Consider the following 11,995-nt stretch of genomic DNA (forward strand, 5'->3'; position numbering starts at 1 on the left):
ACTATTTTCTAAGTAGCGATTAAGGGAATCTTTTATTTTCCAACGAAAACAACTATAATAAGACGAGATGCTTAACTAGAGAAGGGGAAAAAAAGTGCGCTTACTATTTATTGGGGATGTTGTTGGTTCTTTAGGTCGGCAAGTGTTAAGTGATTATTTGCCACGACTGAAAAAGAAATATCATCCACAGTTGACGATCGTCAACGGGGAAAATGCGGCCGCGGGTCGTGGAATTACGGAAAAAATCTATAAGAAATTTTTGCAAGACGGTGTAGATGTTGTGACAATGGGCAACCACACATGGGATAACCGAGCGATTTTTGATTTTATTCCTGAAGCGAAAAAAATTATTCGGCCAGCAAATTTTCCAGCGGGTACACCAGGTAGAGGTCATTTATATGTGAAAGTGAATGATTTAGAACTAGCGATTATCAATTTACAAGGTCGGACGTTTATGACGGATCTGGATGATCCCTTCCGCATCGGCGATCAATTAATTACAGAAGCGCAAAAACATACACCGTATATTTTTATTGATTTTCATGGCGAAACGACTAGTGAGAAACAAGCGATGGGCTGGTTTGTCGATGGGCGCGTTTCAGCGATTGTTGGGACCCACACACATGTTCAAACAAATGATGCTCGAATTTTGCCTAAAGGAACGGCTTATTTGACTGATGTCGGGATGACCGGACCTTATGACGGTATCTTAGGAATGAAAAGAGAGCCGGTCATTGAAAAATTTATGACGGCATTGCCGCGTCGCTTTGAAGTAGTTGAAGAAGGCCGAACGTTATTATCAGCTTGTGTGATTGATATTGATAAAAATGGTCACGGTCAGAAAATCGAAACGATCTTGATCAATGAAGATCGTCCATTTAGAGAATAGAAGCAGAGGTACGAAATGAATTTAAAAAATGAAGCCGCCGTTGATGCGGCTTTAACGCATTTAACGGCATTATTAAGTGAAAATGAAGTCATTCAGGATTATCAAAAACTCAAGAAACGAGTGGCTGAAAATGAGACACTTAAAGAATTGGAAGAAGGAATCAAGACTGCTCAAAAAGAAGCAGTTCAGTTTGCTCATTATGATAAACCCGAAGCAGAGCGGGCAGCATTAAAAAAAGCCGATCAGCTAACCAAAGAGTTCAATCAGCATCCACTGGTGATTGCTTATCGTGAGCAGTTATACGAAGCAAATGAGTTGTTGCAGCACTTGACTAATAGTATCCAAAAAGAAGTCAACGCTGCGTTAGAAGCCGACGAATTAACAAGAGAAGGGGAGCAATGATGCCTCAAAAAACGAAAAATACGCCGATGATGGAACAGTATTTGGCGATCAAAGAACAGTATAAAGATGCCTTTTTATTTTATCGTTTAGGAGACTTTTACGAACTTTTCAATGAAGATGCGGTCAAAGTTTCACAATTATTAGAGTTAACATTGACAAGTCGCAATCGAAACGCAGAAGATCCAATCCCAATGTGCGGCGTACCCCATCATTCTGCTCAAGGCTATATTGACACATTAGTTGAGCAAGGATATAAAGTCGCTATTTGTGAACAAATGGAAGATCCAAAACAGGCAAAAGGCATGGTCAAACGAGAAGTCGTCCAACTGATTACTCCAGGGACATTGATGGAAGGCAAGGGCATTGAAGCGAAAGCCAATAATTTTTTGACCGCGGTCACTCAAGTAAAGGATACCTTTGGTTTTGCTTACGTCGATCTTTCAACGGGTGAATTAAAAACGGCTGTATTACACGATGAAGAAGCAGTGATGAACGAAGCGACCGCCTTACAAACAAAAGAAATTGTTTTAGGCAGTGAAATCCCAGCAGGTCTGCAAAAAAATCTAGCAGAGCGGTTAGGGTTAGTTTTTTCTAAGCAAGAGACAATCGAAGACAACGCAGAATTTAGTTTTTTAACGGCTGATATTATGAATGAAGCTGAAAAAGAAGCAACGGGAAAATTACTGACTTATTTATCGGTTACACAAAAACGCAGTTTAGGTCATATCCAAAAAGCAGAAGAATATCAACCAGAACATTTCTTGAAGTTGGATTATTTCTCTAAGACGAATTTAGAATTGACTCGTTCAATCCGGACAGGAAAAAAACAAGGGACGCTGTTATGGCTGTTGGATGAAACGAAAACCGCAATGGGAGGTCGTTTGTTGAAGCAATGGATTGATCGACCATTGATACAAAAACGTCAGATCAATGCCAGACAAGCGATGGTCGCTTCTTTACTTGCTGCTTATTTTGAACGGATGGATTTGAATGAAGCACTAACGAAAGTCTATGACTTAGAACGTTTGGCCGGACGTGTTGCTTTTGGCAATGTCAACGGCCGAGATTTGATTCAATTAAAAACGTCATTGATGCAAGTACCGCAGATTCGTCAATTGTTGCTGGGGATCAATCAAGGAGAGTGGAATGAACTATTGGTGGATATGGAGCCAATGGATGATTTAGTTACGTTGATTGAAAAAGCCATCAACGAAGAAGCACCACTGCAGATTACTGAAGGAAATGTTATCAAAGATGATTATGATACACAATTGGATCAATACCGCGAAGCAATGAAAAACGGAAAAACGTGGCTGGCTGAATTGGAAGCACGCGAGCGTAAAGAAACTGGGATCAAGACATTGAAAGTTGGGTACAATCGCGTATTTGGTTACTATATCGAGATTACGAAATCAAATCTTGCCAACTTGGAAGAAGGAAAGTATGAGCGGAAACAAACGTTAGCCAATGCTGAACGGTTCATTACACCGGAATTGAAAAAATTAGAGACTTTGATTTTAGAAGCTGAAGAAAAATCAGTTGCCTTAGAATATGAACTCTTTTTAAAGGTACGTAACGAAGTTAAAAAAGCTATCACACGTCTGCAAAAACTAGCAAAAAGTTTGAGTGCGACTGATGTATTACAAAGTTTTGCAACAATCAGCGAGCGCTATCAATACGTGCAGCCGACACTGGGAGTAGGGACCCATCAGTTGCAGATTGATGAAGGACGTCATCCGGTTGTAGAAAAAGTGCTTGGTCATCAAGAATATATTCCAAACAGTGTCCACATGAATCCAGATGAGATGGTATTGCTGATCACCGGTCCCAATATGTCTGGTAAAAGTACTTATATGCGTCAACTTGCATTGACTGTAATCATGGCACAAATGGGATGTTTTGTTCCTGCTGAAAAAGCAGAACTGCCGATTTTCGATCAAATTTTTACTCGAATTGGTGCCAGCGATGATTTGATTGCAGGTCAATCAACCTTTATGGTGGAAATGATGGAGGCCAATCAAGCGCTGCGTCATGCCACACCAAATAGTTTAATTTTATTCGATGAGTTGGGACGTGGAACGGCAACTTATGATGGAATGGCGTTAGCTCAAGCAATCATCGAATATATCCATAAAACAGTCAAAGCCAAAACATTATTTTCTACCCATTATCACGAGCTGACAGTTTTAGAAGAAACATTACCTAAATTAAAAAATGTCCATGTCGGAGCGGTGGAACAACATGGCGAAGTCGTTTTCTTGCATAAATTGATGAATGGTCCTGCAGATAAAAGTTACGGTATTCATGTGGCAAAAATTGCGGGAATGCCAACGGAGTTGCTCTCGCGTGCGGCAACAATTTTAGCTGCTTTAGAAGCTGATACACCAGTGCAAAAGAAAGTTGAAGAGACAGAAGAGACAGAACAACTTTCACTATTCAGTGAAGTTTCCACTGCAGAACTAGGGGTAGTAGATCAGCTAAAAAAAGCCAATTTACTTGAAATGAATCCGATGGAAGCCTTAAACTTCTTGTACGAGTTACAAAAACAGATTTAATAAAGGAGGCATTCGATGGGGAAAATCCAAGAATTGTCCGAACGTTTAGCCAATCAAATTGCAGCGGGTGAAGTAGTGGAACGACCAGCATCCGTTGTAAAAGAATTAGTGGAAAATGCGATTGATGCTAAAGCGACCCAAATTGATATTTTGATTGAAGAAGCCGGATTGAAGAAAATTCAAATCGTTGATAATGGCGAAGGTATCAGTCAAGAAGATGTGGAAAATGCCTTCAAACGTCATGCGACGAGTAAGATCCATAATCGAGATGATTTGTTTCGGATTCGAACGTTGGGATTTCGAGGAGAGGCATTGCCATCGATTGCCTCTGTTTCTGAACTGTCGTTAGAGACAGCGACTGCAGATGAAGCACAAGGATCGTATGTGTTTTTAAAGGGTGGTCAGATTGAAGAACAACGGGCAACTTCATTACGAGTAGGAACGAAAATTACTGTGGAAAATCTTTTTTTCAACACACCTGCTCGTTTGAAATATGTCAAAACATTGCAAACGGAACTCTCGAATATTGGGGATATTGTTAATCGAATGGCGTTGAGTCATCCACAAATTGCTTTTCGACTGGTTCATGATGGACATAAAATGTTGACTACCAGCGGCAGTGGTGAGCTAAAACAAACGCTTGCTGGCATTTATGGAGTGGCGACTGCTAAAAAAATGCTGAAAGTCGAGGCTAAAGACTTAGATTTTACATTAACTGGATATGTATCGTTGCCAGAAGTGACACGGGCTAGTCGTAATTATCTTTCTGTGATTATCAATGGTCGTTATATCAAAAATTATGCGTTGAACAAAGCAATCGTCCAAGGATATCAATCAAAATTGATGGTCGGTCGTTATCCTCTAGCAGTACTTGAGATCACGATGGATCCATTATTAGTCGACGTGAATGTCCATCCCACGAAGCAAGAAGTCCGTTTATCCAAAGAAAAAGAATTGGTCGAGCTGATCCAACGAGCGATTGCTGAAAGCTTGCGGCAAATCAATTTAATCCCAGATGTGGGTGAAAATCCTAGTTTTAAACGAAAAGTCGAAAAAATTCAAACAGAACAATTAGACTTGCCGTTAGAAGAGCAACCTAAGAAAAAAAGCGATTTAAATTACGATCCAAAGACCGGCATTTTTTATGTTGAACCAAAACCGGCAGTATTTGAAGAATCTGTATCCACAAAAGAAAGATCGATTGAGGAAAAATACTCGATTCCAAAAACAGAAGATAAGTCACTAATAGAAGAAACATCTGATCCGCTCCTTGAACAAGAAGTCGAAACAGAAATTGAGGACGAACTTGCTAACGGGGATCATCCGGAATTTGATCTAAGCACACCATCAGGTGAAAAAGTGATCGAACAAGCCATCACTAAGTTGGAACAAGAAAAGCCGCAAGAACGTTTTCCGATGTTGGAATATTTTGGTCAAATGCATGGGACCTATTTATTTGCTCAAAGTAAAGAAGGGTTATACATCGTTGACCAGCATGCGGCACAAGAACGGATTAAATATGAATATTTCCGCGAAAAAATCGGAGATGTATCAGATGATCTGCAAGAATTGTTAGTTCCGTTTGTTTTGGATTATCCCAATAATGATGCAATCAAATTAAAAGAGCAGACAGATTTATTGCAAGAAGCCGGTATTTACTTAGAAGAATTTGGACCGAATAGTTTTATCGTACGGGCACATCCGACATGGTATCCAGCAGGACAAGAAGAAAGCATCATCCGTGAGATGATCGATATGCTTTTGCTCACTGGCTCTGTAAGTGTCAAAAAATTTCGAGAAGCAACGGCGATTATGATGAGTTGCAAACGATCCATCAAAGCCAATCATCATTTAAATGAAGCACAAGCCCGAGTGTTGTTATCAGATTTAGCCCAATGTGAAAATCCATTTAATTGTCCGCATGGCCGCCCCGTTTTGATTCATTTCAGCAACAGCGACATGGAACATATGTTTAAACGAATCCAAGATCCCCATTAAATATGGTAAAAGGAGCAGAATTATGACAGTTGTTTTAGCTTCACAATCACCAAGACGAAAAGAATTATTAAAATGGTTGATTCCAGATTTTATGGTTCAACCAGCAGATATTGACGAAGAAGTCAAAGATCAATATGCGCCTAAAGAGTATGTGATGGAGATGGCACGGCAAAAATCGGCAGTTGTGGCTGAAAAACAGCCGGAAGCATTAATAATCGCCAGTGATACAGTCGTGGTACTAGCAGACAAAATCTTGGGCAAACCAAAGAACCGGCAAGAAGCATTTACAATGTTAAAGAGTATGAGCGGTGGCAGTCATTTGGTTTATACTTCAGTAGTTATCCGCCAACAAGAAAAATTGGAAGAGCGTTTGACGTCTGCCAAAGTAACATTTTATTCTTTAAGCGATGAAGAAATCAATCATTACCTTGATAGTGATGACTATAAAGACAAAGCTGGTGCATATGGTATTCAAAATGGTGCGGGGGTTTTTGTCGAACGGATTGACGGCGATTATTACAGTATCGTAGGCTTTCCTGTAGGTGCAGTGAATCAGATGTTGAAAAATTTTGAGTATTGATCGATGAACAGAAAGTTCATCGATTTTTTTGTGAATACGAACAATGTTGAGCAGATTCTTCGTCTCTTTTTATTAGTGAGCGTATGCTTAATATAGAAAAAAACTGAAAGAAGGGAAATTTGATGGGTCAAGAAGAATTAAAGAAAAAACTTTCACCAATAGAATATGCAGTGACACAAGAAAATGCAACCGAAGCGCCATTTTCTGGAAAATATGACGATTTTTATCAAAAAGGGATATATGTTGATGTAATTAGTGGAGAACCCTTATTTTCTTCCAGTGATAAATATGATGCTGGTTGTGGCTGGCCGTCATTTACTCAGCCAATCGAAAAACGAGGTGTTGCTGAAAAAGCCGATTTTTCTCATGGGATGCACCGTGTAGAAGTACGAAGCAAAGAAGCTAACGCACATCTAGGTCATGTTTTTAGCGATGGGCCACAAGAACGTGGAGGATTACGCTATTGCATCAATTCTGCAGCGTTGCGCTTCATTCCATTTGATGAAATGGAAGCTCCTGGTTACGGAAAATATAAAGAGCAAGTAAAATAAGCTGTGCCAATTTTTGGTACAGCTTTTTTTCAGAAAATGTCTAGAAATTATACAAAACTTGGTGAGGAGGCCTTTCTTTTTTGGGTATACTAGAAACATCCTATTTAGAGAAGGCGATTTTTATGAAAATGTTTAAAGAATTGAGTCTGTTGCTACTGTATTCTATTCTTGGAGAAGGTATACGGATGTTTTTCCATTTACCAGTTCCAGGAAGCATTATCGGCATTTTGCTATTATTTCTTTCTTTCCAAACCAAAATTTTGAAGCCCGCAGCAATCGAAGACACGGCAAACTTCTTATTGAATCATTTAACTATTTTATTCGTACCAGCAGGTGTTGGTTTGATGCAATATTATGGTGCGATTAAGTATACATGGCCGATCCTTTTAGGTGCAGTTGTAATTTGTTCATTGGTTTCACTTGTAGCGGTTGGGAAAACAGCTGAACTCGTTGAAAAAATCGGTATAAAAAGTAGTGAGAGAAAATTACGTTTGATTGAAAAAGTTGAAAGTATACGAGGTGAGGCGGATGATCTCAGCGCTGGCGAATAACCCGCTTTTCGGGTTGGCTCTTACTTTGCTGATTTACACAGTGATGGAAAAACTTTTGAGTAAGGTCAATATTCCCTTTATCAATCCTTTGATTGCAAGTGTAGTCATCATCATTATCTTATTGAAATTCAGTGGAATTAGTTATAAAGAGTATAATATGGGTGGAAATCTATTCACCATGATGATCACACCAGCAACGGTAGCCTTGGCTTTACCGCTGTATCAAAATTTCGATAAGTTAAAAAAATATTTTTTACCAGTAATTTTAGGAACGCTAGTCGGTGTAGTCCTCAATTGTTTATTGAGTGTTAGCATCGGACGGCTATTTTCATTGAATCAAGGAATCGTTGTTTCGTTATTGCCAAAATCTGTAACAACGGCGATTTCAGTGGATTTATCGAGTCAGATGGGCGGTATTTCTCCTGTTACTTTGGCGATTGTCGTTTCTACAGGAATCTTTGGGGCTTTAGTAGGAACAAAAGTCTTTCAGATTTTCAATATCAAAAGTCCTGTAGCACAAGGAATCGCTCTAGGCAGTACGTCTCATGCAATCGGTACAGGCCGAGCAATCGAGATTGGCGAGTTGGAGGGAATTTTATCCGGCTTATGTATTTGTGTTAATGGGTTAGTGACCGTAGCCTTGCTGCCGGTATTGTTTCGTTTATTTGAAGGTTTTTAGTAACCACTCCTTGCGCTCTTTTGCTAAAATAAAGCGTGAAGGAGTTTTTTTTTATGTATATTAACGCGCTGGAATTGCAAAATTACGAAAAAGATATTTATTTTGGTGTTCGTTTGTTAGAAGAAATGAATGACAGACAGCCCCATAAAAAAGGCGATTTAGCTAAAGCGTTGACGTTAGATACTCGTAGCGTGCAGCGCTTATTGGAAGAATTAGGCAGAAGTTATCTGCGTTTTACTGAAGCAGATCTGCCTTTGTTTGAAAAAAATGGCAATAGTTATCAGCTGTTGATTGCCAATCAGACAATGGAACAAAATCAATTTCTCGTCGATTTAATTCGCCATTCGCTGGCCTATCGATTGCTTGATTTATTGATCGCTGGAAATGTCCGAACAATCAAAGAACTCAGTGAAAAACTGTTTCGCAGTGAATCAACGATCCGCCGTAAATTAAAAGAGATTCGCAAAGAATTGACTCCGTTACAACTAACGATTGAGCGAGGAGAGGTTTGTTTTCAGGCTCCAGAAGCGGTCATTCGAATGTATTTGTCAGTGTATTATTGGCGCTTGTTTCGAGGGAAAGATTGGCCTTTTGCCCCGTTGCAACATGAGTTGGTTGAAAAAGTCAGTCAAGCGATCCAACGCTTTTTCCAAGTTGATTTGAATCCTATCAAAGAACAGCGTTTGGAGTATTTAGTAGCGGCTCATCTGTTGCGGGAGGTCCAACATTATTCATTGGAACAAGCGGCTAGTCAAACGGTCTTGAAAAATGATCCACTCTTCAACGACTTTTCTCGACAATTGAAAGCGGCAATGCCCCCGTATTTTCAAAAACAAGAACCGTTGGGCAATCTGTTTTTGAATTTATTGACGCGAGAAGAATATTACCATGAACCGACTATCACAAAAAAAATCCACCGTTTATTAGCCAAAGCACCTTTTTCGGTAATTGACGAAGTAGATGCGATGTATCAGGTGCTAGAAAAGAAAATCAATGACCGCAGCACGTGGAAAAAATTCCAAGCCTTACAGGCGGAAAACTATTTAATCAGCGGGCATCTATATCACCGTTTGTTTCCTATGATTCACTTCAACATCAATGGCAAAGCTTTTTGGACGATGGTCACACAGCAACAGCCTAAATTAGTTGCATTTGTAGCAGAAATCTTGTCTGATCAAGGTGGAAGTGAATCCATTTTATTTGGCCGTTATTTATCTGTATTGCGCCGTTTACCAGAACTGACGGTACAACCGGTATTGCGAATTTTTTTACAAACAGATTTGCCAGAATTTGAAGAGCTGATTTTAAAAGAAGATGTCCGCCGCTTTTTAGCAAATGATTTTCAAGTGGTCTTTGCTGAGACACTAGAAAATAGTGATCTTTGTTTAACAACTAGCTTACTTTATGATAACGATGAGGTACCAACGCTAGCTATCACACAGGAATTACGTATGGCTGATTATTTTGCTTTATTAAGACTAGTACAAGGATTCGGCGGTAAGAGTTTTTAACCGCCGCTTTTTGTGCTAGAATAATGAGAACATATGTGCAGTTTATTAATGGCTGCAACACAAGAAAGGATCAACTATGTACGAATATATTACAGGTCGTTTGACTTTTATCAGTCCAAGTTATGTGGTGTTAGATGTAAACGGTATTGGCTATCAAATTGCGTTAGGCAATCCCTATCGCTACAGCAGCAAGATGGAGCAGGCGGTGACTATCTATGTGCAACAAATCATTCGAGAGGATGCACAGCTGTTGTACGGCTTTGAAACATTGGCTGAAAAGGAATTATTTTTACGTCTGCTTTCTGTATCAGGTATTGGTCCTAAAAGCGGTTTAGCAATCATGGCTAATGAAGATCACCAAGGATTGATCCAAGCAATCGAAGCGGGAGATGTGACCTATTTAACTAAATTTCCAGGTGTCGGTAAAAAGACTGCTCAACAAATGGTCTTAGATCTAAAAGGCAAGTTGGCGGAATTAGTCGATGATCCCATGTCTTTATTTTATGAAGGCAATGATGACACCGCTCTGGCTGAAGCATTGGAAGCTTTACAAGCATTAGGTTACAGCCCAAAAGAGATCAAGAAAGTCGAGAAAGTTTTGGAAAAAGAAACATTGCCAAATACCGACGATTACTTGCGAGCGGCCTTAAAATTAATGATGAAGAAATAGGAGGACAGCATAGATGGAGGAAGAACACTTATTATCACCTGATGCAGATGAAAGTGATAAAAGTTTAGAAAAATCGCTGCGTCCTCGGTATCTTGCTCAATATATCGGACAAGATAAAGTAAAACAAGAGTTGTCAATCTATATTGAAGCAGCAAAAAATCGTCAAGAAGCATTAGATCATGTCTTACTTTATGGCCCACCAGGACTTGGTAAGACAACGATGGCCATGGTGATTGCTAACGAAATGGATGTACAAATCCGTTCAACAAGTGGCCCAGCGATCGAACGTCCCGGGGATCTCGTAGCGATTTTGAACGAATTAGAACCTGGGGATGTCTTGTTCATTGATGAGATTCATCGTTTGCCGCGAGTTGCCGAAGAAACGTTGTATTCTGCGATGGAAGATTATTACGTAGACATTATGGTAGGGCAAGGCCCAACGGCACACCCTGTGCATTTTCCGTTACCGCCATTTACATTAGTCGGAGCGACAACGCGAGCAGGAATGCTCTCGGCTCCTTTACGTGATCGTTTTGGGATTATTTCTCATATGGAATATTATGAAGAAGAGGATTTACGAGAAATTGTATTGCGCTCGGCGGATATTTTTCAAACTGAGATTGTAGAAGAAGGTGCAATCGAGATCGCTCGTCGTTCACGGGGAACACCGCGAATCGCGAATCGCTTGCTGAAACGGATTCGCGACTTTGCCCAAGTTCAATCTGATGGGATGATCGACCAAAGAATTGCCGATCAAGCTTTGGGTTTATTGCAAGTTGATGGAGCTGGCCTAGACTACGTCGATCAAAAATTATTAAAAACAATGATCGAACTTTATCATGGCGGTCCGATCGGGTTAAGTACGCTAGCAGTAAATATCGGTGAAGAGCGAGAGACAGTAGAAGATATGTATGAGCCGTATTTGATTCAAAAAGGATTCATCAAACGCACACCGCGAGGACGCGTAGCAACACCATTAGCATACGAACATTTGAACTACCCTTATCAAACATAGATTGAAGGTGAAAAAATGGCGGAAGGAAAAGCGACCAAAGAAACATTTGTCCAAGCGTTAGTCGCATTATGCCAAGAAAAAACGTATGACAAGATTACAGTGCAAGACATCAGTCAGCTGGCCAGCTTGAACCGCCAAACATTTTATTATCACTTTAAAGGCAAAGATGATCTGCTTCACTATGCGTATTATCAGCGGGGGCTGCAATATCTAGTCTCTGATGAATTATCCTTGGGAAATTGGGAAGAATCCGTGCTGAAGATGTTAAAAGAGATGCAGATTTGTCATCAATTTTATTTAAATACCGTAAGGGCGACCCCCAAGGTACTAACCAAAGAATTCAATGAACTAGCTAAACGTTTATTTGTCCGCTTATTTGATGAAGTTGACCAAGAAGGTGAACTTTCGTTAACAGACAAAGAATTTTATGCTCGTTTTTTGGCCCATGGTTGCGGCGGTATTTTGATTGATTGGCTTTTGGCAGGCGCTGATCAGCCCCCAATCACGATTGCGGCCCAATTGTTTCGTTTTGCTAAAGATATTGAATTTTTTGCTTATCGTTTATATGAAAAAGACTGGCGTGAGCGCTAGGCT

The 11,995-nt window shown here is 39.9% G+C and carries 12 protein-coding genes; all 12 read left to right on the forward strand.

Features of this window, described 5'->3' with window-relative positions; genetic code table 11:
- The first annotated feature begins 94 nt into the window (after positions 1-94).
- The 12 genes from P7D84_RS05815 (at position 95) to P7D84_RS05870 (ending at position 11,992) form a co-directional block, all read left to right on the forward strand.
- A complete protein-coding gene (locus P7D84_RS05815) occupies positions 95-889 on the forward strand; it encodes a TIGR00282 family metallophosphoesterase (RefSeq protein ID WP_311805487.1) in 795 nt (264 codons plus the stop codon).
- A gap of 15 nt (positions 890-904) precedes the next feature.
- Positions 905-1,291 (forward strand): YlbF family regulator, encoded by a 387-nt coding sequence (locus P7D84_RS05820; RefSeq protein WP_311800364.1) that lies wholly within the window; start codon positions 905-907, stop codon positions 1,289-1,291.
- Positions 1,291-3,846, forward strand: a complete 2,556-nt coding sequence (gene mutS, locus P7D84_RS05825) for a DNA mismatch repair protein MutS (RefSeq protein ID WP_311805540.1) — start codon at positions 1,291-1,293, stop codon at positions 3,844-3,846. Before P7D84_RS05820 ends, mutS begins: the two co-directional genes overlap by 1 nt.
- Before the next feature lie 15 nt (positions 3,847-3,861).
- Positions 3,862-5,844, forward strand: a complete 1,983-nt coding sequence (mutL, locus tag P7D84_RS05830) for a DNA mismatch repair endonuclease MutL (protein ID WP_311805489.1) — start codon at positions 3,862-3,864, stop codon at positions 5,842-5,844.
- 22 nt (positions 5,845-5,866) lie between these two features.
- The gene (locus tag P7D84_RS05835) at positions 5,867-6,424 is read left to right on the forward strand and encodes a Maf family protein (RefSeq protein ID WP_311800361.1); all 558 of its coding nucleotides are present in this window, start codon (positions 5,867-5,869) and stop codon (positions 6,422-6,424) included.
- Positions 6,425-6,546: 122 nt separating this feature from the next.
- Complete coding sequence (gene msrB / locus P7D84_RS05840) at positions 6,547-6,975, forward strand: peptide-methionine (R)-S-oxide reductase MsrB (protein WP_311805491.1); 429 nt, start codon at positions 6,547-6,549, stop codon at positions 6,973-6,975.
- 122 nt (positions 6,976-7,097) lie between these two features.
- Entirely contained in the window at positions 7,098-7,526 is a 429-nt protein-coding gene (locus tag P7D84_RS05845) for a CidA/LrgA family protein (protein WP_311800358.1), read from the forward strand.
- Positions 7,507-8,205, forward strand: coding sequence for an LrgB family protein (locus tag P7D84_RS05850; protein ID WP_376715875.1), 699 nt, complete (start codon positions 7,507-7,509; stop codon positions 8,203-8,205). The genes P7D84_RS05845 and P7D84_RS05850 overlap by 20 nt, the downstream gene beginning before the upstream one ends.
- A 53-nt stretch (positions 8,206-8,258) precedes the next feature.
- On the forward strand, positions 8,259-9,716 hold the full coding sequence (locus P7D84_RS05855; protein ID WP_311805493.1) for a helix-turn-helix domain-containing protein: 1,458 nt from the start codon (positions 8,259-8,261) through the stop codon (positions 9,714-9,716).
- Positions 9,717-9,792: 76 nt separating this feature from the next.
- Positions 9,793-10,386, forward strand: coding sequence for a Holliday junction branch migration protein RuvA (ruvA, locus tag P7D84_RS05860; RefSeq protein ID WP_311805495.1), 594 nt, complete (start codon positions 9,793-9,795; stop codon positions 10,384-10,386).
- Between the two features lie 13 nt (positions 10,387-10,399).
- Entirely contained in the window at positions 10,400-11,401 is a 1,002-nt protein-coding gene (gene ruvB, locus P7D84_RS05865; protein WP_311800353.1) for a Holliday junction branch migration DNA helicase RuvB, read from the forward strand.
- A gap of 15 nt (positions 11,402-11,416) precedes the next feature.
- Positions 11,417-11,992 carry a TetR/AcrR family transcriptional regulator gene (locus P7D84_RS05870; protein WP_311800352.1) on the forward strand — a complete coding sequence of 192 codons (576 nt, stop codon included), beginning with the start codon at positions 11,417-11,419 and terminating at the stop codon, positions 11,990-11,992.
- The last annotated feature ends 3 nt before the right edge of the window (positions 11,993-11,995 follow it).

It is taken from the genome of Enterococcus dongliensis, from assembly GCF_031927985.1.
GTDB lineage: Bacteria > Bacillota > Bacilli > Lactobacillales > Enterococcaceae > Enterococcus_A > Enterococcus_A dongliensis.

Excerpts from the sequence above, each read along its gene's own strand:
- P7D84_RS05820 (WP_311800364.1), top strand. The coding sequence starts at position 905 with ATGAATTTAAAAAATGAAGCCGCCGTTGATGCGGCTTTAACGCATTTA.
- P7D84_RS05855 (WP_311805493.1), top strand. The coding sequence starts at position 8,259 with ATGTATATTAACGCGCTGGAATTGCAAAATTACGAAAAAGATATTTAT.
- mutL (WP_311805489.1), top strand. The coding sequence starts at position 3,862 with ATGGGGAAAATCCAAGAATTGTCCGAACGTTTAGCCAATCAAATTGCA.
- ruvA (WP_311805495.1), top strand. The coding sequence starts at position 9,793 with ATGTACGAATATATTACAGGTCGTTTGACTTTTATCAGTCCAAGTTAT.
- mutS (WP_311805540.1), top strand. The coding sequence starts at position 1,291 with ATGCCTCAAAAAACGAAAAATACGCCGATGATGGAACAGTATTTGGCG.
- msrB (WP_311805491.1), top strand. The coding sequence starts at position 6,547 with ATGGGTCAAGAAGAATTAAAGAAAAAACTTTCACCAATAGAATATGCA.
- ruvB (WP_311800353.1), top strand. The coding sequence starts at position 10,400 with ATGGAGGAAGAACACTTATTATCACCTGATGCAGATGAAAGTGATAAA.
- P7D84_RS05835 (WP_311800361.1), top strand. The coding sequence starts at position 5,867 with ATGACAGTTGTTTTAGCTTCACAATCACCAAGACGAAAAGAATTATTA.
- P7D84_RS05845 (WP_311800358.1), top strand. The coding sequence starts at position 7,098 with ATGAAAATGTTTAAAGAATTGAGTCTGTTGCTACTGTATTCTATTCTT.
- P7D84_RS05870 (WP_311800352.1), top strand. The coding sequence starts at position 11,417 with ATGGCGGAAGGAAAAGCGACCAAAGAAACATTTGTCCAAGCGTTAGTC.